A 20,743-nucleotide genomic window follows, 5' to 3' on the forward strand; every position below is an offset into this window, starting at 1 on the left:
GATTTACCGCTGATTGAACCCACCATCACCGCTTTCGCATTCAGCTTGACCTGGAAGCAGACCAAACCTATCTGCCAGAGCCGATATCGCTGGCAGATCGGTTTCGCAGCCTGAGCCAGACCTTTTTCAGCAGAACTGAATGTTGTTGTAACAAGGGCAGGTACAGGAAGTTCCAGCCTGGACCAAAGAAGATAAGCGCGCCAGCAAAGGAGTAAAAGCCAGTGCCGGTGAGAGCCAGACCCATGTGACAAATATAGCACGATCCCCGCACCGATCGGATCCTGAAGAATCCCATTGGCTTCATTTTCAAAGAGTAAGGGTAAGTGTGGCGCTATCTCATTTGCTGCGGTATCAGTCATGCAAAGAGTTCTTCGCAATTTTTTAAGCCTGATGTTAGCAGCGAAACGGATAGCGGTATGGGGTGAAGAACACTATGACTGATGAGTCAGCAGCAAATCCTGCAGGTTGCCCTTAAAAGCAAGGCGAATTGCGTCGATACAGCTATGCAGGCGCTGACTATCTCGCTGCCTCTTTGTGCCATCTTCATTGGGTTGTTTGGCTGTGTACTTAACCATTAAGGATATCTATCATATGGTTAATTTTAAGACATGGACGCTTTATGAAATCTATCAGACTACTCACTCTCATCCTGCCATTTCTTCTGGCTGTCTGCTTTGGTACACAGGCCAGCGACAGCACACCCTCTGGCAGCACTTCCTCTGCAACTACAGCTATCACCGCTCACGATAAGAACGGAAAGCTACTGCCGGGTGCCCTGCGGGTACAGTTTGATGTTGATGCAAACGGAAGAGTTCAGAATACACAAATCCTTGAATCGACAACTACTCCGGAGTTTGAACATAAAGTCATCAGTATCATGAAAAATGAATGGCGCTATGAAAAAGGGAAACCGGGAAAAGATCACAGAATAGTAGTCATGATTCGCCCCACCAGACGTTAGCACCTGTTGCTGACAACATAACCCGTCCAGGAAAACGTCCGCATCCCCAAGACGGATATCTCAATTTAGCGACTACATAGCAACAACGCTTAATGCATTGGGAGTGACACTCAGACACTCTGATGTAAGAGATGTACATGTAAAATGCTGAAAAAAACCAAATTCACGACCTCAATCGTGTTCCAGGACGCCCGGATACCGAACCTGATATATACAAGTTGCACAAATTCATCTCCACAGGAATATTATGATGTGCATACGCGTTTTTTGTTTATTGTCTGTCTTCTTTTACGTCATACAAGTACAGGCATCTCCAGGCTTTCGTCAGATAAAGTTATCAGACCCAAAGTCGGAAACTCTAAATGTGACGGTGTGGTATCCAGCCTCTTCTGAGGGAAGAACAGTGAATACAGGAAGTAATCCCGCTTTTGTTGGCGTTATGGTGAACCCCGATGCGCCACCATTACCTGGAGCACATCCTCTCCTGGTTATTTCGCACGGATACAACGGCAACTGGCGGAATCTGTCCTGGATTGCTGCGGCGATGGCCGCAGAGGGATATATTGTTGCCGCCCCGGATCATCCAGGCACGACTACATTTGATCAGAATCCTCCAGAGGCTAAAAAGCTGTGGCGACGTCCGCACGATATTTCCCGGGTTATTGATTTCGTCATCGACTCCCCGGCACTTTTCGGGGCAACGGACAAGGAGCGTATTGCGGCTTTAGGGCATTCTCTGGGCGGATGGACAGTCATGTCGCTAGCGGGTGCGCGATTTAACCCTTCCTTGTTTATCAACGATTGTCAAAACCATCCCAAACGCGGCGACTGCCGGTTAACAGAAAAGCTGGGCATTAATGACGCGCTTTCCGTGGAAAAAATATCCGCAAATAACAGGGATGCAAGGATCCGGGCTGTTGTCTCTCTTGACTCAGGATTAGCGCCGGGGTTTACCCCTCAGAGTCTGAATGCTATTAACATTCCAGTCCTGATTTTAGCCGCACAGGCGGACAGATTGGCAGAATTACCTGCAGGACAGGAGTCTGGGTATCTGGCTGCCAAAATGAACCCAGGCTGGAGGCAATATGAGATCGTCGAAGGCGCAACACATTTCAGTTTTATGCAGCTTTGTAAACCCGGTGCTGAAAATCTCCTGAACGAAGAATCACCTGGCGATGAAGTTGTTTGCCAGGATGGCCCCCATGCAAAGAGATCGAGTATTCATCAAAATCTGGTTCGTAAGATCAGTGAGTTCCTGAATTCTTCGCTTGATTACACTGCATCTTCTGCCGGAACAAAGTAGGTGACACACCACAAACGCGCAGAAATTCACGATTAAAATTTGATTTAGTGGTGAATCCCGACTCCAACATTATATCCGTCACGGGCAGCAGGGGGTTTAACAGCAGCTCCTTTGCCCGTTCAATCCTGAAGCCATTGATCCACTGCGATACATTGCACTGACTCACAGAATTAACTGCGCTTGAAAGATGTCGCGCGGGTATGCCTGTTTTTCTGGCCAGAACACTCAGCGTCAGATCGGGATTAAGATAAATCTGTGTTTCACGGACTTGTTTCTCGAGTCTGCGATAAATCGCCTCAAACTCTCCTGAGGATCTCACAACACTTTCGGGGGGCGTTTCTTCCCGGTTATCATTTCCTGATACCGTTGTCCTTCCCGCGCTGACAATCGCCGCGGCGATGAGAGGAAGCAGCGTCATCTGGAAAATGACAATCATACCCGGGGCCTGTTTTCCACCGGTGATGTTGAAGTCAAATATAATCGCAAGATCTGTCAGCGCAGATAGACACAGAAAGCTGCCGGCGAAAAAAGCCATCTTTACCGTATGTGCTGACTCCGCCAGTCGGTTCAGCGTGAAGTGATGCTCCCCCTGCCATGCAATACGAAAGAGACCATATCCGTATCCCATAAACAGGATAAACAGGATGAAGTCAGTCGCAACCGGCCAAACTATCCTGATCAAAAATGCAATGGTCGGGGGTAAAAGCAGCACTAGCCAGCGACGTTGCTTACTGGTTTCAGTCATTGAGATGAAACTATGCCATGCGAGAGGGGGCAGAAGTATTGCCAGGACGGATTGAATATTCCTGAGCATGGATGACTCGTATTCCCAGCGCAGCGTGCTTACAGAAAGAAGGACTGTGCAGGCGATAAGAAAACGCAGGGTACCGCTGTGGCGATTTTTTTCAGGAAATAGCGCAACGACTATTAAAAACAATAGTGCAAACAAAGTAATAACAGGGAAGGGAACAGAAAACATAACCACAGTACCATCATAAAAATTCACGAGGAATATTTGCACCCATGAAGGCAATCTGTCTCCTTCAACCATAAGCGGACATAGGACGCCATTAATGCAATGCCTTTGAGAAACAAACGGCCTCTTTCCTGCCTATGTAGGGACCATAATTTTCAATACGGACATATCCATTTTTTTCGTAAAAACGGACAGCTTTATGATTGATGAGCCGGGTTTCTAGCCAGAGTTCGCTGTATCCCATCTCCCTTGCCGATGTTTCCAGAAAACGGAGTAAAGCATGGCCAACACCAGGCTCGCTTCGGTCTGAAAACATCCTCTTAAGCTCAGCTATATGTTGTGTTACTGGCCTGATAGCGCCACATCCTATCGCATTGCCACGAGTATTCCTTGCCAGGACCCATAATGAATTGTCGCCATTTATTGCGTCAATGGCAAAATGGCTTTTGCCATTATCACCGGTAATAGCGGCAAGTTCTGATGACAGCATTTCGATTAACCGATGAGATTCTGCATCTAACGGGTCTGCTTTCTCTACTATTATCATGGTCATACCCTGTACAGGAGTTTGGCACAGCATAAAGGATTTTGACGGCAAAAGCTGCAGTCCCACTCCAGCGACTTAACATCCGGGAGCGAAATCTCCCGTTGCGGCAACGTCTGATCTGCCCCTCGCTCAGAGCGCACCTTCCACTCAGTTAACTCGTCCGCTTCGTGCCAGAGGCGGGCATGCCCGGACTTAGAGTACTCAAACAGGGTTCAGGGCATGTCCAGTCCCGTCAACAAAATATCTGTCGATGCTCAGCGAGGGGAGATAAATGACCGTGATAAAATCAACAAATGTTTAAAATGATAATTTTGTTTAATTGCAAATGAAGTCATGCTACCGTGCTACTCAACTTTCTTTAGGGCAAATCTGACACATGTCTATCGTACGCTACCCCACGACCAAACCGTTTCCCTTTTCAGACGCCGTGAGGGTGAACGGGTTTGTTTTTCTTTCCGGGCACGTCGCCATGAGCCCCGAAGGTGAGCCGTTGTATGGCTCTGTCGCCCAGCAGACCCGGCATATCATGCATGCCATCCGGGAAACTCTGGCGCGAGCGCATACCACGCTGAACAACATTGTGAAAGTCCAGGTTTGGCTAAGCAGCATGGAGCACTTTAGCGAATTCAATGCCGCTTACAGCGCGTTCTTCCCGGAAGGTTTCCCCGCAAGGAGCGTTGTCACCAGCCGCCTTGCTTTTGATTTAGACGTCGAAATAGAAGTCCAGGCCGTAGTCTGATGGGGAGAGCAAAATGAAAGACGAACGTGAACGTTTAATCACTATTCTGACGGCTTCGCTTGAAGCATTGAGAACCACGCTTCCCTTAAACACAGAAGCGGTGCTGCATGACCTTACCCGTCCCGAAGCGTCCGTGATAAACATCATTAATGGACACGTCAGCGGCAGGAAAGCCGGTGATGCGCTGTTGTCCGGCCCGGAAAATGACACGGGATTCTTAGGCTTACTGGATGCCTCGAAGCGTGTTCCCAGTCAGGTATTCAGTGGATATACCACCACCACACTCTCTGGCACCACGTTGAATAGCGCATCGACGATTTATTACAGCGATGACGGCGTGCCGTTAGTCGCTTTCTGCATTAACGTCGATATGGACGTGGTGTTAAAACTCAAACGCGATCTGGACTATTTACTCCATCCGGCCGCCGCGGCTGAAACACCAGAAAATCCGCTGGGTGATATTCAGGATAAATCCCTGGATGAGGTTATTTCGAAATTCAGACCTACGGGTTCAGAAAGTAAAATCGATTTCAGAAAGCGGGTTATTTCTGAAATACATGCTCAGGGCTTTTTCAAGATTAAAGGCAGCGTTAATCACGTCGCTAAAGCGCTGGGTGTCACCCGGTACACCGTTTACAACTATCTGGATAAATTAAATGACAAAGCCTGACACCGCAGTAATTCCTTTTTATCAGGTTGATGCTTTCACCACTCAACCTTTTGGCGGCAACCCGGCGGGCGTTTGCCCGTTAACTGAGTGGCTGCCTGATGATGTTCTGCAAGCCATCGCCACGGAGAATAATCTTTCTGAAACCGCTTTTTTTGTGCCGGTCGAGGAGGGGTATCAACTGCGCTGGTGTACGCCTGCGGTTGAAGTGGATTTGTGCGGTCATGCCACTCTCGCAGCATCCTGGGTGCTGTTCAACAAGCTTGGCTACCAACAAGAGACTATCGGCTTCCACACCCGTAGCGGCCTGTTGACGGTGAGTAAGAACGGGGATGAGCTGTGCATGGACTTCCCGGCTAAATCGGTCACGAAGATTGATACGCCTGACGGACTTCTGGAAGCCCTTGGCATTACCGGCGGCGTTACAGGGGTGTGGAAATCGGACGATCTGATTGTACTGGTCGATGACAAAACCATCATCGACGGGCTTAATCCTGACTTCAACAAGCTGGCTGTATTCGACACCCGCGGCGTGATCGTGACCGCCGCTGATAACCAGTTTGATTTTGTGTCCCGTTGGTTCGGCCCGCAGGTCGGCGTGAACGAAGATCCGGTCACGGGATCGGCACACACCTTCCTCGCTCCGTTCTGGGCGGCGCGTACGGGGAAAAATGTTCTGACCGCTCAACAAGGCGGGAAGCGTAAAGGGGCGTTGCGCTGTGTGGTTCGCGATGACGGGCGCGTGGAACTGCACGGTTTCGCACGCATGACCATCGAAGGGATATTCCAGTTGTAATGACGATGTATGACCGGAACGGTGACCGGGCAGATAATGACCACGCCTTCCAGAGTATGATATTTATATAATAAGAGTTAATAATGACAGCAAACACCAGACTTTCATTGCCAGAGACAATGGCTCTTGGCGGGATGACACTTGCGCTTTTTTTGGGCGCAGGCAATATTATTTTCCCGCCGCTGGTCGGCATGCAGGCGGGCGCAAACGCCTTTAATGCAGGCTTTGGCTTTATTATCACAGCGGTTTTATTCCCGGCGCTGGCGATTATTTCCCTTGCCATTAATGGCGGTGATATTGCGGAATTAACGAAACCCTTAGGCAAATGGCCGGGCTTGATTTTTATTGGCATTTGCTTTTTAACACTGGGGGTGTTCTTTGGCACGCCGCGCACCGCGACGATTAGCTACGAAGTCATCACCGACGGCACGGGTAGCTCCCTGATGCAGAAGATGATATTTTCCGCCGCTTTCTTTGGCCTTGCTGGCGCGACGCTGGCAAAACCGGGAAAACTACTGGAAATTGTCGGTTTCTTCCTTTCGCCGATTAAAATAAGTGCCCTGATTTTTATCGGCGTGTGTGCCTGGTTACACCCTATTGGCGAACTCACAACAGCAACAGCCGCGTATGAAACTCGCGCGTTCGGTACAGGATTCGTCAACGGTTATCAAACCCTGGATGTGATCAGTGCGCTATGCTTCGGTGCCATTATCACTCATACGCTCAAGGAGCGGGGGGTCAACCATCCGCGGGGTATCTTCACTCATTCCACCGCCGCAGCCTTTATCGCTGCCGCAGGTCTGGCTGTGATTTATATCTGCTATCTGTCGATGGGGTCCCATAGTCCGGTGCAGGGCGCAATGAACGGTATGCAGGTGATGAGCGCCTATGTCGAAACTGTTTTTGGCGTTTATGGTCAGGTGCTGTTGGCGGCGATCATTACCCTGGCCTGTCTGGTCACGGCTATTGGTCTGACGACCGGAACGGCGCGCTATTTCAACCAGACGACCGGCGCGTCTTATGGGCTGCTGGTGACGCTATCCCTGATGGTGTCAGCAGCACTTGCCGTGCTGGGACTGAACTCTCTCACCGAAATGGCGGTTCCCGTGCTGTGCGCCATTTATCCTGCTGCGCTGGTCGTGGTTGCGCTGGGCATCGTTCGAAAATGGATAGAAGTGCCGACTAATCTGTATCAGTTGCTTTTCTATAGCGCCCTGGGAGTGGGGATAATGAGTCTGTTCGTAAAATCCTAAATGAACAGCCGCGACTTCGGAAGTTGTCCTTCAGTTAGCACGTGAACTTCAGCTTCCGCTCCTCGCTCATAGCGGATCTTATGGCCTTGCTTTCTCTGCGCTTCGAGCCAGGTAACGTAACGGTGAATTAAAATACGGGGAGCAGGCCGTCGATTTCTACTCATTTTCCAGCCAGTCGATAAAGAACTGGGTGAAGGCGGTAACCGGCAGCGGCTGCAGCCGTCGCTGCGGGTAGACAAATTGCAGCCCGACATTTTTTTTATCAAGGCGGCTAAACCCAATAAAACTTTCAGCAAACAACAGTTGCAGTCTGCCTTGCTCCACATCACGCTTTACATCCCACCATGACTTACTGGCAATACCCGCATCCGCCAGCACCCACTGGCGGAGTAGCGCGCCATCGTCGCATACCATGGCTGGGGTAAAGCGCAATGTGCTCTGTTTACCGTCGTGCTCAAAACGCCATTCGTTCATGACCCTTCCGCGCAGTTCCAGCGCCAGGCATCGGTGGTTGTGTAAATCCTCAATGGAACCTGGTGTGCCTGCCGCCCGGAGATAGTGGGCTGAGGCGACCAGAACCCTATGATTCGGGCGGATATTTCTGACGACCAGGCTGCTGTCGGGCAGGTTTCCGAAACGAATGCTCATGTCCAGACGATTGGCTACCAGATCTTTGACGCTTTCGCCCAGGTATACCGAGCTTTTCACTGCCGGATGCAGCCGGGAAAAATCGAGCAGGGCCGGGCTGAGATACTGTCGGCCAAAATCGGAGGGGGCCGAAATGCGGATATTACCGCTGAGCACCCCTTCTTTTTGCGTAAGTAGCGACTCAGCATGGTTCATTTCATCCAGTACGCGCAGTGCAGCGTGATAGAACTCCTCACCGGCACGAGTCATGGTAATGGCGCGAGTGGAGCGGTGGAATAGACGGGTCTGATAACGCTCTTCAATCGCCTTCAGCCTGGCGGTCATGGTGGCCGGCGAGAGTCCCATATGGCGACCAGCGGCTGAAAGCCCGCCTGCCTCCACCACTGCAACCAGCAGAGCCATATCTTCAAGCTTTCCCATTATTCAGTAATCCTGAAAAGACAATCATATTTTAATGCCATTATCAAAATATCTCTCACCACGTAAAGTATTTTCAACAATTCATTACGGGGGATAGAAAATGGAAAATCGTACACTTTTTGATAGCTACCAGCTGAAGACTCTCAGCCTGAAAAACCGGATCGTGATGGCGCCAATGACCCGGGCGCGGGCGTTACAGCCGGGAAACGTGCCTTCAGCACTTATGGCGGCGTACTACCAGCAGCGCGCCAGCGCGGGTTTGATCATTACGGAAGCTACGCAGATTTCACCTCAGGGGCAGGGGTACTCCTGGACACCCGGTCTGCACTCCGCTGAACAGGTTGCAGGATGGCGGCTGAGCACAGAAGCCGTTCACCACGCAGGAGGCATTATCTTTTCCCAGCTCTGGCATGTTGGGCGCATGTCATATGCGGGTTTCCATGCAGATGGCAAACCTGTCGCGCCCTCTGCGCTCGCGCCGGATGCTCAGGTATGGGTTGTTGATGAGCAGGGGGAAGGACATATGGTCGACTGTCCGGAGCCGCGGGCACTTGAGCATGCCGATATTCAGCAGATAATTGCTGATTACCGGCAGGCCGCGTTAAACGCCATTAGCGCCGGTTTTGATGGTATTGAGGTGCACGGCGGTAACGGTTATCTGATCGATCAGTTTCTTCGCCGGACATCGAACCAACGTACCGATGAGTATGGCGGCAGCCTGGCTAACCGGATCCGTTTTGCGCAGGAGGTGCTGGAAGCCATCAGCGACGCCATCGGCGCGACGCGCACGGGCATACGCCTTTCCCCGTTCATCACCCAGCGCGGAATGAACGACCCGCAGGTGATTGACGCGATCCTCGCGCTGGCTGCATGGTGCGAAAAGAAAGGTATCGCTTATATCCATCTGGCAGAGGCTGACTGGGACGATGCGCCTCAGGTTCCTGCTGATTTTCGTGAAGCATTACGCGCCACCTTTAGCGGCACTCTCATTGTCGCCGGAAATTATACCCAGGACAAAGTGGACAAACTACTGAAGGCGGGGCTGGCCGACTTGTTTGCCTTTGGCCGCCCGTTCATCGCCAACCCTGACCTGCAGTACCGGCTCAGGAATAACCTTCCATTAACGACGGTAAGCAATCCCGCCACGCTTTTTGGCGGAAGCAGCGCAGGCTATACCGATTATCCGTGCTACAAAACCGACGAGGCATAAAGTGATGGTGAAAAAAACATTAATTATTGGCGGGACTTCCGGCATTGGCTTTGCTGTGGCTAGTGCTCTGGCTGAACAGGGAGAAAGCCTGATCCTTGCCGGACGGGACAGTGAAAAGCTGGCGCGGGCCAGACAGTTACTGAGCCAGAAAAGCGCATCTGTGGATACTGTCGTCCTTGATATCAGCAAAGAGGAGGAGGTGATCCAGCTTAGCCAGACGCTCGGAGAGGTAGATAACATTATTGTGACGGCGGGATCGCAGGCACCCGGCGGGGCGCTCGCTTCACTGAATCTTAACGAGGCCCGACTGGCTTTCGATACCAAATTCTGGGGCAGTATCCATGTCGCGAGGCATCTGAGTAAAAATATTAAGGCCCGGGGTACCCTGACGCTGACCAGCGGCTTTGTTTCCCGCCGCACTGTCGCGGGCGCTATCGTCAAGACCACTATGAACGCGGCCCTGGAGTCAGCCGTTAAGGTGCTGGCGAAGGAGCTTTCTCCGCTGCGGGTCAACGCGGTGAGTCCGGGGCTGACGGATACCGAGGCTTACGCAGGCATGGATCCTGCTGCCCGCGAAAAATTGCTTGCGTCTGCCGCTGAAAATTTGCCGGCAAAAGCCTTCGGGCGGGCAGAGGACATCGCAAAAGGCTATCTGTTCGTGATGGACAATCCCTTTGTCACCGGAACCCTGCTGGATATCGAAGGCGGCGCGCTGATTCACTAATCCTCACGTTTTACCCGCAAGCGGTTGAATGTGCCCGGGTCACCTGTTTCTTTGAGGCAACACACAGGACTTTTTTATGAAAAAGTTGACGATTTATCCTTCCCGGCTGGTGGCGCTTATGCTGCTATCCGTGGCCAGCGCTGCGTTTTCTGCACCGCTTGAGCTGGTGAAACCCCATGAATTGATTGCGGAAAACAACCTGTTATCAGCTCGCGAGGCTGCGCTTGAAACCGTCGCGAGACGTTACGCGACATTCTGGAATACGGGTGATGAAGCTCTGGCCCGTGAGGCGTTGGCCGATAATTTTGTCGATAAGACGCCGCCTGAGGGCCGCAAACAGGGACCGGAAGGCGCACTTCTGGCCTCTCGCGCCTTCCGTACCGCTGTCCCGGATCTGAGTTGCGAGGTTGAGCAGATGATTGTTGCAGGCGATCGAGTCGTATCACATCTGCATTTCCGCGGACATTTCACGGGAACCTTCGGCAAACTGAAAGGTAAGGGCCAGCAGGTTGATTTTATCGCAACGGATATCTATCAGGTCAGAAATAATAAAATCATCGCCAACTGGCATCTTGAAGATAACCTGGCTCTGATGAAACAACTGGGTGTGTTATAAAATGACGGCTCAGGAAGGAGCATGCTGCCCGGGAGCCAGGCAGACTGACTGATAAAGTTGATGAACTGAACGGGGCCGAATCTGATAGTCGGCTCCGTGCCAGGAGCGGTCGTTTAGCAAGGCGAAATGATTAACTCTTGATGGTTCATCCTCGTTTACGTAGTGCATTAAGTAGCGCCTGCGTTGCATCAGAAGAGGTTCCGGATGACGAACAAACCAGCCCAAATTCACGGTGTATAGCGGGTGTCACAGGCACTACGCAGAGGTTGCGCAACGTTTCCGGCAGGGCGGATTCAGGTACAAGGGCGACGCCCATCTCTTCCTAAAAAAGGTTCTTAGTGGCAATTAACGTCTAAAAGGAACTATCTGGATATTTTTAGCATCAACAACTGCCCCCGTTGCTGAGATAAAAGCGCTGTATACTAATTCCCCTTTCTCCTTATCAACTAAAGAAATATGCGGCTCATCGTGCAATAGGTTTTTATGCCCCCATTCCATTATGGAAAAAAGGATCGGCGCCAAACTGCGGCTTTTTGGCGTGAGTACATACTCATAGCGCTCACGTGAGCCTTCTTCTTGATAGGGGATTTTGCAAAGTAAATCGAGCTCAGTCATTTTTTTTAATCGGTTTGCCAATGTCTGCTTCGTCATTTTTGTATGAGAACGCATCGCTTCAAAGCGAGTAACCCCGTAAAAAACCTCCCTTAGGATCAACAACACCCATTGATCTCCAAGTAGTTCCGCCGCCGCTGCTAGCCCGCAAAGCTCAGGTGACAAGTAGGGTAATGAATTATCTTTTGACATGTGTTCTTTTGCCTTCTACCATAAGTATGATTTTTAGACCCAGATATTTAAGGAGAATAATATGCCTTTCGTAAATGTGCAAACCATTAAAGGAATTATGAGTTCGGAACAAAAAAATGAGCTGTTACGTCGTATGACTGACCTCATTGTTGAAATTGAGGGGAAAGGTGATCCGGAGTTTCGGCGTTCGGTATGGATCCGGATTGATGAGCATGAGCCTGAGCAGTGGAGTCTGGGGGGAATGCAACCCACATCTCAAATGATTGCTGCAAAATTTGCACCACCACAGCAGTCCTGACTCACATGTCGTCGTTTTTACTAAAATCACCACTGCGACATTCAATATAAAGATTTAAATTGCGATCAATTCGCGGACTATATCCATGTCCGCTCCTTTTTTACTTTCTTTCGGTTGACGGTTTCAGCTATTAATAAAACCAACAGGCCAAATGCATAAAAAAAAAAGCGCATAAACCCAGTGCAAAAAAAACGCCATACTGCTCCCTGATTCTTTACATTCCCGACCGCGCGGTTTGTTAGCCAATATCGACGGAATATATTTAATCTGGATGCCATCGAAAAGCTATGCAAATACTTTGCCAGTGTGGGCGCTGATTTTGATGTTGAGCTGGTTGAAATGGACGGCGAGCGAGATCACGCGCATCTGCTGATTAACTCCTCCCCAAAAGCGGCTATCAGCAAGCTAACAGCTTGAAAGGGGGTTAGCCGTCGCAAGATCAAATGACACGACCCGAATGGCATAAACCCGTGTGGAAATCAGAAGCGCTCTGGCCACCGCCTTACTGCGTTGGAAGTGATGAGCAAATAATAAATTGAAGAGCCAAATCGCCTTCACTGGCGTCCTGTCGGAGGCTCCGCTTTGCATCCCGTGCTTAAAAGGAAGGGGCTTTCCGCGAACTGCCTGAGTACTGAGTATACTGAGAGGCCGTCAAAAAAATCCGAAAAAATTCTAGCATAGAGTTCTTGCCGTTTCCAGAGTATCCGCACGCCCCATCAACCAGTTATAAATGCTATTGAATGCGCGGTTAAAAGGTTTTTTATTCTACTCAGGCGGCCTGTTTTCATTTTTTTGTATGAGATTCGAGTGGTGTTGCCATTAAGGGTGCTGCCCCTCTGATAATAACTTAAAAATAAGTTTTTCAATTCATAAAGAAATGAGTACTTACTCACAGAAAGAAAATCAGGAGTAATTATTCTGGAGTCAGATAATACAAAAAGCGTACGGCCCATTTAATTCACTTTTCAGGAGGTTAATCACTCTATATTTGTGGACGACCGACATGTCTTAAGGCTCTGGAATAACGTGTTGATATTTCGATGCGCAGCATTGCAGCGGAATATTACCGGATCAATAAAGCAGAAAGAGGCGTTTTAATTCTTTCCGCAGGATGATAGTAGGGTGACTGACATGTCTGATTATAATGAAAAAAGTGCGATTTCAGCACTGCTCGCAGGTCATTGTTCCGATCCATTCTCTGTGCTTGGCATGCACTCAACCGCTGCTGGTCTGGAAGTGCGCGCATTATTACCCGATGCCACCGAGGTATGGGTGATTGAGCCGAAAACCGGGCGTAAAGCTGGCAAGCTCGAATGCCTCGATTCACGCGGATTCTTTAGCGGCGTTCTGCCGCGGCGAAAAAATGCTTTTCGTTACCAGCTGGCGGTCACCTGGCACGGCCAGCAAAACCTGATTGACGACCCTTATCGCTTTGGCCCGCTGCTGCAGGAGCTTGATGCCTGGCTGCTCGCCGAAGGAACCCATCTACGGCCCTACGAAACCCTGGGCGCCCATGCCGACACCATGGACGGGGTGACCGGGACGCGCTTTTCCGTCTGGGCGCCGAACGCCCGTCGGGTGTCGGTGGTCGGTCAGTTTAACTACTGGGACGGCCGTCGCCACCCGATGCGCCTGCGCAAAGAGTCTGGCATCTGGGAGCTGTTTGTTCCCGGCGCGCACAACGGCCAGCTGTATAAGTTCGAGCTGATTGACGCCCACGGGCACCTGCGGGTGAAATCCGACCCTTATGCTTTTGAAGCGCAGATGCGCCCGGAAACCGCCTCGCTTATCTGCGGCCTGCCGGAGAAAGTGGAGCAACCGCCGGCCCGTAAGCAGGCCAACCAGTTTGATGCACCGATTTCGATTTATGAAGTCCACCTCGGCTCCTGGCGTCGTCATACCGATAACCATTTCTGGCTGAGCTACCGCGAACTGGCCGATCGGCTGGTGCCCTACTTGAAGTGGATGGGCTTCACCCATCTCGAGCTGCTGCCGGTTAACGAACATCCGTTCGACGGCAGCTGGGGCTATCAGCCCACCGGGCTGTACGCGCCGACCCGCCGCTTTGGTACCCGGGAAGATTTCCGCTATTTCCTCCATGCCGCGCACGCCGCGGGCCTGAACGTGATCCTCGACTGGGTGCCGGGCCACTTCCCGGCCGATGACTTCGCCCTGGCGTTGTTTGACGGCACCGCGCTGTATGAACACAGCGACCCGCGCGAAGGCTATCACCAGGACTGGAACACGCTGATCTATAACTACGGCCGCCGTGAAGTCAGCAACTTCCTGGTAGGGAACGCGCTGTACTGGATCGAGCGCTTCGGCATCGATGCGCTGCGGGTGGATGCGGTGGCGTCGATGATCTACCGCGACTACAGCCGCAAGCAGGGTGAGTGGGTGCCCAACGAGTACGGCGGCCGGGAAAATCTCGAAGCGATCGAGTTCCTGCGCAATACCAACCGGGTGCTGGGCGAGCAGACGCCAGGGGCAGTGACGATGGCGGAGGAGTCCACCGATTTTGCCGGTGTCTCGCGCCCTGCGTCGACGGGCGGCCTCGGCTTCTGGTTCAAATGGAACCTCGGCTGGATGCATGACACCCTCGACTATATGCAACTCGACCCGGTCCATCGTCGGCATCATCACGACAAGATGACCTTCGGGATACTCTACAACTACACCGAAAACTTCGTCCTGCCGCTGTCGCATGATGAAGTGGTCCACGGTAAAAAATCGCTTCTTGACCGCATGCCCGGCGATGCCTGGCAGAAGTTCGCCAACCTGCGCGCCTACTACGGCTGGATGTTCGCCTTCCCGGGGAAAAAACTGCTGTTTATGGGCAATGAATTTGCCCAGGGACGGGAGTGGAACCACGACGCCAGCCTCGACTGGCATCTGCTGGAAGGGGACGACAACTGGCATCACGGGGTGCAGCGTCTGGTGCGCGATCTGAACCATACCTATCGTCATCATAAGGCGCTGCACGAGCTGGATTTTGACCCGTACGGCTTTGAGTGGCTGGTTGTCGATGATCACGAACGGTCGGTATTTATCTTTGTCCGTCGCGATAAAGCCGGGAACGAGATAATCGTGGCGAGCAACTTCACGCCGGTGCCGCGTCACGGCTATCGCTTCGGGGTTAATCAGCCGGGGCGCTGGCGTGAAGAGCTGAACACCGACTCGATGCACTACCACGGGAGCAATACCGGCAACGGCGGCGGCGTGGCAAGCGAGGCAATCGCCAGCCACGGGCGGGAGCATTCGCTGTCGGTGACGCTGCCGCCGCTGGCGACAATCTGGCTGGTGCGGGAGTCTGCTGGTCAATAAAACACGCAGTCGATCTATTGCAGTTTACTTATTACCGGAGGTGATCACTTCTGAATTCATTTGCAGAAGAGTGAGGCTTTTTCTTCATTATTTTCTTTTATGGCTTTTATTAAATAGCAGGACATAATTATGAGTAAAATTGAATATACTGACAACGTAATGCTGTCGCGCCAGTTACCGCTTAAATCCGTGGCCCTGATCCTCGCCGGCGGGCGCGGAACCCGATTAAAAGACCTGACCACTATTCGCGCAAAACCTGCGGTGCATTTTGGCGGTAAATTCAGAATTATTGATTTTGCCTTATCAAATTGTATTAACTCAGGAATAAGACGTATTGGGGTTATTACACAATATCAGTCGCATTCACTGGTGCAGCATATTCAACGCGGTTGGGCATTCTTTAACGAAGAAATGAATGAGTTCGTGGATTTATTACCGGCGCAGCAGCGGGTGCATGGGGAGAACTGGTATCGGGGGACGGCGGATGCTGTGACCCAGAACCTGGATATTATCCGCCGCTATGATGCGGAATATGTCGTTATTCTGGCCGGGGACCATATCTATAAACAAGATTATTCGCGGATGCTGCTCGATCACGTTGAAAAAGGGGCGCGCTGCACCGTGGCCTGCATGCCGGTCCCGGTTGAAGAGGCAAACGCGTTTGGCGTCATGGCCGTGGATGAGAATGACAAAATCATTGAATTTGTTGAAAAACCGGCTAATCCACCCACCATGCCTGGCGATGAAACCCGCTCGCTTGCCAGTATGGGCATTTATGTGTTTGATGCGGAATATCTCTACCAGCTGCTGGCAGAAGACGATCGGGATGAAGGCTCCAGCCATGATTTTGGCAAAGATATTATTCCCAAAATAACGGCGGCAGGTGAAGCGTATGCGCATCCGTTCCCGCGCTCCTGCGTACAGTCCGATAATAATGCCGAGCCATACTGGCGCGATGTCGGAACACTGGAGGCGTACTGGAAAGCGAATCTGGATTTAGCCTCTGTGGTACCTGAACTGGATGTTTATGATCGTAACTGGCCTATCCGGACTTATGTCGAGTCGCTACCCAGCGCTAAATTTGTTCAGGACCGTTCCGGCAGTCATGGTATGACCATGAATTCTCTGGTCTCCGGTGGCTGTATTATTTCTGGCTCGGTGGTGGTGCAGTCGGTTTTATTCTCCAAAGTTCGCATTAACTCGTTTTGTAATATTGATTCGTCGGTTTTATTACCGGGCGTCTGGGTCGGTCGCTCCTGCCGGATAAGACGCTGCGTGATCGACAGGGGATGTGTTATTCCGGAGGGAATGGTGATTGGCGAAAATGCCGTTGAGGATGCGCAGCGTTTTTATCGTTCGGAAGAGGGGATCATCCTCGTTACCCAGGAAATGCTGAACCGACTTGAACTATGAAGCCGTTGGCGGAAATAAAAGCTGCCGCAGCTGTGATTGCCGTCATTGGCATCGCGTCGCCTTCATGCCTGAATAATTAAGGAGCATCCATGCGAGTTTTACATGTAGGAGCGGAGATGTTCCCTCTGTTGAAAACGGGGGGGCTGGCTGATGTGACCGGTGCTCTCCCGGCGGCGCAAATAGCCGAGGGCGTGGATACCCGCGTGCTGCTGCCGGGGTTTCCCGCGATCCGCGACGGAGTCGGGGAACCGCAGGTGGTGGCCAGCAGGGAGACCTTCGCCGGGCCGATGACGCTGTTGTTTGGCGACTTTAACGGCGTGGGCATCTATCTGATTGATGCCCCGCATCTCTATGACCGACCGGGTAATCCTTATCATGACCCGCAGATGCAGGACTATCCCGATAACGTCCTGCGTTTCGCGCTGCTGAGTTGGGTCGCGGCCGAGCTTGCTGGCGGTCTGGATCCGTTCTGGCGGCCTGAAATCGTCCACGCCCATGACTGGCATGCGGGCCTCACGCCGGCTTATCTGGCCGCCCGCGGCAACCCCGCCAGGTCAGTGTTTACGGTGCACAACATTGCCTATCAGGGGTTGTTCCTCGCCCGGCATATGGCGGAGATCGCTTTACCGTGGTCATTCTTCCAGATGCATGGGGTGGAGTTTAAAGGACAGATCTCCTTCCTTAAGGCGGGCCTCTATTTCGCTGACCATATCACCACCGTCAGCCCGACGTATGCCCGTGAAATTACCGAACCGCAGTACGCGTTCGGTCTGGAAGAGTTGCTGCGGCAACGTCAGCGGGAAGGGCGACTGTCGGGGATCCTTAACGGCGTCGACGAAAGCATCTGGGATCCGCGCCGCGATCCGCTGCTGGCTGCGCCTTACGACCGGAACTCGCTGGCTGAGAAAGCGAAGAACAAGCAGCAGCTGCAGACGACGCTGGGGCTGAAGGAGGACGGCCGGGCGCTGTTGTTCACCGTCGTGAGCCGGCTCACCAGCCAGAAGGGGCTGGATCTGCTCCTTGGCGCACTGCCGGGAATCATTGCGCAGGGAGGGCAGCTGGCGCTACTGGGATCCGGCGACCCGGATTTGCAGGCCCGTTTTCTTGCCGCTGCGGCGCAATACTCCGGGCAGGTGAGTATCCGGATCGGTTACGACGAGGCGCTGTCGCATCAGATGATTGGCGGCGCCGACGTCATCCTGGTGCCCAGCCGTTTTGAACCCTGCGGTCTGACCCAGCTCTATGGCCTTCGCTACGGCACATTGCCGCTGGTTCGTCGCACCGGCGGACTGGCGGATACCGTCGCCGACTGTTCGCTCGAAAACCTTGCTGACGGGATCGCGAGCGGATTTGTGTTTACCGACAGCGAGACTGAATCACTATTACATGCCATCCACCGGGCCTTTGTCCTGTGGTCCCGTCCATCGCTGTGGCGGTACGTGCAACGTCAGGCAATGAGCATGGATTTTAGCTGGCAGATTGCCGCTAAGTCTTTCCACCAGTTGTATCAGCGTATTATTTAATTGCTACGGATAAGAAAAATGGAACCACGCTTAAGTTATATTTCACCCAGTCTGAATGAAGAAGCGCTACAGCATGCTATCGCTTATAAGCTCATGTTTATTCTTGGTAAAGATCCCTCACTTGCCAATAAGCATGAATGGCTCAACGCCACGCTGTTCGCCGTGCGCGATCGGCTGGTAGAACGTTGGCTGCGGGCGCATCGGGCGCGGATCTCGCAGCAGGCCCGGCAGGTTTATTATCTGTCGATGGAGTTTCTCATCGGCCGAACCCTCTCTAATGCCTTACTGTCGCTGGGCATCTATGAGGATGTGAAAACGGCTCTGGCAGGGATGGGGCTGGATCTGGAAGAGCTGATTGATGAGGAGAACGATCCGGGGCTGGGCAACGGCGGTCTCGGTCGTCTGGCGGCCTGTTTTCTCGATTCCCTGGCCACACTGGGGCTGCCAGGCCGCGGCTATGGTATCCGCTACGACTACGGTATGTTCAAGCAAAACATCATCGACGGCCGGCAGATGGAGTCACCGGACTACTGGCTGGAGTACGGTAACCCGTGGGAATTCGAGCGCCATAAAACCCGCTATACCGTGCGCTTTGGCGGACGTGTTCAACATGAGGGCAAAAACTCACGCTGGCTGGAAACCGAAGAAATTATTGCCGTGGCCTACGATCAGATTATCCCGGGTTATGACACCGATGCCACCAACACCCTGCGTTTGTGGAGTGCCCAGGCCAGCAGTGAAATTAATCTCGGTAAATTTAACCAGGGGGACTATTTCGCCGCCGTGGAGGATAAGAACCACTCTGAGAACGTTTCCCGCGTGCTTTACCCGGACGACTCGACCTATTCCGGGCGTGAATTGCGCCTGCGTCAGGAGTATTTCCTTGTTTCGGCGACGGTACAGGACATCCTCACCCGTCATTACCAGCTGTATCAAACCTATGACAACCTGGCGGATAAAATTGCTATCCACCTCAACGACACCCATCCGGTGCTGTCGATCCCGGAGCTGATGCGTCTGCTGATTGACGAACACCGCTTCAGCTGGGATGACGCGTTTGAGGTGACCTGTCGGGTCTTCTCCTACACCAACCATACCCTGATGAGCGAAGCGCTGGAGACCTGGCCGGTCGATATGCTGGGGAAAATCCTGCCGCGTCATTTGCAGATTATCTTCGAGATTAATGACTATTTTCTGAAAACGATGCAGGAGCACTATCCCGATGATATGGCGTTGCTGAGCCGGACCTCGATTATCGATGAGTCCAACGGTCGCCGCGTGCGGATGGCCTGGCTGGCGGTAGTGGTCAGTCACAAGGTTAACGGCGTGTCGGAACTGCACTCCCGGCTGATGGTGGAGTCGCTATTTGCCGATTTCGCCAAAATCTTTCCGCGACGCTTCACCAACGTCACCAACGGTGTCACGCCCCGCCGCTGGCTGGCGGCCGCTAATCCGTCCCTTTCCGGGGTTCTGGACCGTTATATTGGCCAGACCTGGCGCACAGATTTAAGCCAGCTGAGTGAACTGGGGGAATATCAGGATTATCCGCTGGTTAACCAGGCCGTCAGCGAAGCCAAACTGGCGAATAAACAGCGGCTGGCCGATTATATTGCCCGCCAGCTGGGGGTGGTGGTTAATCCGAAGGCGCTGTTTGATGTGCAAATTAAGCGCATTCACGAATACAAACGCCAGCTGATGAATGTGCTGCACGTGATCACCCGCTATAACCGTATCAAGGCTGACCCGCAGGCCGACTGGGTGCCGCGAGTGGTGATTTTCGCCGGCAAAGCCGCATCCGCTTACCACACGGCAAAACAGATAATCCATCTGATTAACGATGTAGCCAAAGTCATCAACAGCGATCCGCAGATCGGCGACAAGTTAAAGGTGGTGTTCATTCCCAACTACAGCGTCAGTCTGGCGCAGACCATCATTCCGGCCGCGGATCTTTCTGAGCAGATTTCGCTGGCAGGGACCGAAGCCTCCGGGACCAGTAACATGAAATTCGCCCTCAACGGCGCGCTGACTATTGGCACGCTGGACGGCGCCAACGTTGAAATGCTGGAGCACGTGGGGGAGGAGAATATCTTTATCTTCGGTAATACCGCCGAACAGGTTGAGGCGCTGCGCAGCAACGGCTACCAGCCGCATGATTACTACGACCATGATGAAGAGTTGCGCCAGGCGCTGACCCAGATGGGGACCGGGGTGTTCAGCCCACAGGAGCCGGACCGCTATCGCGGTCTGCTGGATTCGCTGATTAACTTTGGCGACCACTATCAGGTTCTGGCCGATTACCGCAGCTATGTTGACTGTCAGGACAGGGTGGATGCGCTCTACCGAACCCCGGAAGAGTGGACCGCCAAAACAATGCACAACATTACCAACATGGGCTATTTCTCATCGGACCGTACGGTGCGGGAGTATGCGCAAAAGATCTGGTATATCGACAAAACGCAGCTCTAGGCCACATTCACGCCTCCGGGAGCGCCGGGGGAAAGGGGGGCACCATCGGTGAGCG

Annotated in this window: 18 protein-coding genes and 2 pseudogenes; 15 read left to right on the forward strand and 5 right to left on the reverse strand. The window is 52.5% G+C overall.

The annotated features are described in order from the left end of the window. The first annotated feature begins 619 nt into the window (after window positions 1-619). Both MC50_RS19820 and MC50_RS19825 read left to right on the forward strand, forming a co-directional pair. On the forward strand, window positions 620-961 hold the full coding sequence (locus tag MC50_RS19820) for a TonB family protein (RefSeq protein WP_047664795.1): 342 nt from the start codon (window positions 620-622) through the stop codon (window positions 959-961). Between the two features lie 247 nt (window positions 962-1,208). Next, window positions 1,209-2,264, forward strand: a complete 1,056-nt coding sequence (locus MC50_RS19825; RefSeq protein WP_072025006.1) for an alpha/beta hydrolase family protein — start codon at window positions 1,209-1,211, stop codon at window positions 2,262-2,264. Here the strand turns inward: MC50_RS19825 and MC50_RS19830 are convergent. Next, window positions 2,206-3,297, reverse strand: coding sequence for a helix-turn-helix domain-containing protein (locus tag MC50_RS19830; protein WP_223306620.1), 1,092 nt, complete (start codon window positions 3,295-3,297; stop codon window positions 2,206-2,208). The two genes, MC50_RS19825 and MC50_RS19830, sit on opposite strands and share 59 nt — an antisense overlap. Window positions 3,298-3,334: 37 nt before the next feature. After that, entirely contained in the window at window positions 3,335-3,787 is a 453-nt protein-coding gene (locus tag MC50_RS19835) for a GNAT family N-acetyltransferase (RefSeq protein ID WP_102047545.1), read from the reverse strand. Window positions 3,788-4,163: 376 nt separating this feature from the next. On the opposite strand from MC50_RS19835, the gene MC50_RS19840 reads away from it, so the two are divergent. The 4 genes from MC50_RS19840 to brnQ all read left to right on the forward strand — a co-directional run bounded on the left by MC50_RS19840 (window position 4,164) and on the right by brnQ (window position 7,242). Further along, window positions 4,164-4,526, forward strand: a complete 363-nt coding sequence (locus tag MC50_RS19840) for a RidA family protein (RefSeq protein WP_032700102.1) — start codon at window positions 4,164-4,166, stop codon at window positions 4,524-4,526. A gap of 13 nt (window positions 4,527-4,539) precedes the next feature. Next, on the forward strand, window positions 4,540-5,196 hold the full coding sequence (locus MC50_RS19845; protein ID WP_032695935.1) for a helix-turn-helix transcriptional regulator: 657 nt from the start codon (window positions 4,540-4,542) through the stop codon (window positions 5,194-5,196). Further along, window positions 5,183-5,989, forward strand: a complete 807-nt coding sequence (locus tag MC50_RS19850; RefSeq protein WP_047664797.1) for a PhzF family phenazine biosynthesis protein — start codon at window positions 5,183-5,185, stop codon at window positions 5,987-5,989. The genes MC50_RS19845 and MC50_RS19850 overlap by 14 nt, the downstream gene beginning before the upstream one ends. An 83-nt stretch (window positions 5,990-6,072) precedes the next feature. Continuing rightward, a complete protein-coding gene (brnQ, locus tag MC50_RS19855; RefSeq protein ID WP_032695937.1) occupies window positions 6,073-7,242 on the forward strand; it encodes a branched-chain amino acid transport system II carrier protein in 1,170 nt (389 codons plus the stop codon). A 156-nt stretch (window positions 7,243-7,398) separates the two neighbouring features. Here brnQ and MC50_RS19860 read toward each other — a convergent pair whose 3' ends face one another. Further along, entirely contained in the window at window positions 7,399-8,310 is a 912-nt protein-coding gene (locus MC50_RS19860) for a LysR family transcriptional regulator (RefSeq protein ID WP_032695938.1), read from the reverse strand. 100 nt (window positions 8,311-8,410) lie between these two features. On the opposite strand from MC50_RS19860, the gene MC50_RS19865 reads away from it, so the two are divergent. The 3 genes from MC50_RS19865 to MC50_RS19875 all read left to right on the forward strand — a co-directional run bounded on the left by MC50_RS19865 (window position 8,411) and on the right by MC50_RS19875 (window position 10,860). Then, complete coding sequence (locus tag MC50_RS19865; RefSeq protein ID WP_047664798.1) at window positions 8,411-9,520, forward strand: alkene reductase; 1,110 nt, start codon at window positions 8,411-8,413, stop codon at window positions 9,518-9,520. Window positions 9,521-9,524: 4 nt separating this feature from the next. Continuing rightward, complete coding sequence (locus MC50_RS19870; RefSeq protein ID WP_047664799.1) at window positions 9,525-10,244, forward strand: SDR family oxidoreductase; 720 nt, start codon at window positions 9,525-9,527, stop codon at window positions 10,242-10,244. Between the two features lie 76 nt (window positions 10,245-10,320). After that, window positions 10,321-10,860, forward strand: a complete 540-nt coding sequence (locus tag MC50_RS19875; protein ID WP_047664800.1) for an ester cyclase — start codon at window positions 10,321-10,323, stop codon at window positions 10,858-10,860. A 145-nt stretch (window positions 10,861-11,005) separates the two neighbouring features. On the opposite strand, the pseudogene MC50_RS29125 reads toward MC50_RS19875, so the two are convergent. Together MC50_RS29125 and MC50_RS19885 are read right to left on the reverse strand one after the other, a co-directional pair. Beyond that, a pseudogene (locus tag MC50_RS29125) lies at window positions 11,006-11,182 on the reverse strand (LysR substrate-binding domain-containing protein); the annotation flags it as partial. A 23-nt stretch (window positions 11,183-11,205) separates the two neighbouring features. Further along, window positions 11,206-11,664 carry a winged helix-turn-helix transcriptional regulator gene (locus MC50_RS19885; RefSeq protein WP_032695942.1) on the reverse strand — a complete coding sequence of 153 codons (459 nt, stop codon included), beginning with the start codon at window positions 11,662-11,664 and terminating at the stop codon, window positions 11,206-11,208. A gap of 61 nt (window positions 11,665-11,725) precedes the next feature. Between MC50_RS19885 and MC50_RS19890 the strand changes: the two genes are divergently transcribed. The 6 genes and pseudogenes from MC50_RS19890 to glgP all read left to right on the forward strand — a co-directional run bounded on the left by MC50_RS19890 (window position 11,726) and on the right by glgP (window position 20,688). Further along, window positions 11,726-11,962, forward strand: coding sequence for a tautomerase family protein (locus MC50_RS19890; protein ID WP_032695943.1), 237 nt, complete (start codon window positions 11,726-11,728; stop codon window positions 11,960-11,962). Between the two features lie 234 nt (window positions 11,963-12,196). Further along, window positions 12,197-12,501: pseudogene (gene tnpA / locus MC50_RS29265) on the forward strand (IS200/IS605 family transposase); the annotation flags it as partial. 592 nt (window positions 12,502-13,093) lie between these two features. Beyond that, a complete protein-coding gene (glgB, locus tag MC50_RS19900) occupies window positions 13,094-15,286 on the forward strand; it encodes a 1,4-alpha-glucan branching enzyme (RefSeq protein ID WP_047664801.1) in 2,193 nt (730 codons plus the stop codon). A gap of 129 nt (window positions 15,287-15,415) precedes the next feature. Continuing rightward, a complete protein-coding gene (glgC, locus tag MC50_RS19905; RefSeq protein WP_032690514.1) occupies window positions 15,416-16,699 on the forward strand; it encodes a glucose-1-phosphate adenylyltransferase in 1,284 nt (427 codons plus the stop codon). Between the two features lie 89 nt (window positions 16,700-16,788). Continuing rightward, on the forward strand, window positions 16,789-18,222 hold the full coding sequence (glgA, locus tag MC50_RS19910; RefSeq protein WP_004197677.1) for a glycogen synthase GlgA: 1,434 nt from the start codon (window positions 16,789-16,791) through the stop codon (window positions 18,220-18,222). Between the two features lie 18 nt (window positions 18,223-18,240). Next, complete coding sequence (glgP, locus tag MC50_RS19915) at window positions 18,241-20,688, forward strand: glycogen phosphorylase (RefSeq protein ID WP_032690516.1); 2,448 nt, start codon at window positions 18,241-18,243, stop codon at window positions 20,686-20,688. Window positions 20,689-20,743 lie beyond the last annotated feature (55 nt).

This window comes from Klebsiella planticola, assembly GCF_000783935.2.
GTDB classification, from domain to species: Bacteria; Pseudomonadota; Gammaproteobacteria; order Enterobacterales; family Enterobacteriaceae; genus Klebsiella; species Klebsiella planticola.

Excerpts from the sequence above, each read along its gene's own strand:
- glgP (WP_032690516.1), top strand. The coding sequence starts at position 18,241 with ATGGAACCACGCTTAAGTTATATTTCACCCAGTCTGAATGAAGAAGCG.
- MC50_RS19825 (WP_072025006.1), top strand. The coding sequence starts at position 1,209 with ATGATGTGCATACGCGTTTTTTGTTTATTGTCTGTCTTCTTTTACGTC.
- glgC (WP_032690514.1), top strand. The coding sequence starts at position 15,416 with ATGAGTAAAATTGAATATACTGACAACGTAATGCTGTCGCGCCAGTTA.
- MC50_RS19845 (WP_032695935.1), top strand. The coding sequence starts at position 4,540 with ATGAAAGACGAACGTGAACGTTTAATCACTATTCTGACGGCTTCGCTT.
- MC50_RS19885 (WP_032695942.1), bottom strand. The coding sequence starts at position 11,664 with ATGTCAAAAGATAATTCATTACCCTACTTGTCACCTGAGCTTTGCGGG.
- MC50_RS19865 (WP_047664798.1), top strand. The coding sequence starts at position 8,411 with ATGGAAAATCGTACACTTTTTGATAGCTACCAGCTGAAGACTCTCAGC.
- MC50_RS19840 (WP_032700102.1), top strand. The coding sequence starts at position 4,164 with ATGTCTATCGTACGCTACCCCACGACCAAACCGTTTCCCTTTTCAGAC.
- glgB (WP_047664801.1), top strand. The coding sequence starts at position 13,094 with ATGTCTGATTATAATGAAAAAAGTGCGATTTCAGCACTGCTCGCAGGT.
- glgA (WP_004197677.1), top strand. The coding sequence starts at position 16,789 with ATGCGAGTTTTACATGTAGGAGCGGAGATGTTCCCTCTGTTGAAAACG.
- MC50_RS19875 (WP_047664800.1), top strand. The coding sequence starts at position 10,321 with ATGAAAAAGTTGACGATTTATCCTTCCCGGCTGGTGGCGCTTATGCTG.
- MC50_RS19860 (WP_032695938.1), bottom strand. The coding sequence starts at position 8,310 with ATGGGAAAGCTTGAAGATATGGCTCTGCTGGTTGCAGTGGTGGAGGCA.
- MC50_RS19835 (WP_102047545.1), bottom strand. The coding sequence starts at position 3,787 with ATGATAATAGTAGAGAAAGCAGACCCGTTAGATGCAGAATCTCATCGG.
- brnQ (WP_032695937.1), top strand. The coding sequence starts at position 6,073 with ATGACAGCAAACACCAGACTTTCATTGCCAGAGACAATGGCTCTTGGC.
- MC50_RS19850 (WP_047664797.1), top strand. The coding sequence starts at position 5,183 with ATGACAAAGCCTGACACCGCAGTAATTCCTTTTTATCAGGTTGATGCT.
- MC50_RS19820 (WP_047664795.1), top strand. The coding sequence starts at position 620 with ATGAAATCTATCAGACTACTCACTCTCATCCTGCCATTTCTTCTGGCT.
- MC50_RS19870 (WP_047664799.1), top strand. The coding sequence starts at position 9,525 with ATGGTGAAAAAAACATTAATTATTGGCGGGACTTCCGGCATTGGCTTT.
- MC50_RS19890 (WP_032695943.1), top strand. The coding sequence starts at position 11,726 with ATGCCTTTCGTAAATGTGCAAACCATTAAAGGAATTATGAGTTCGGAA.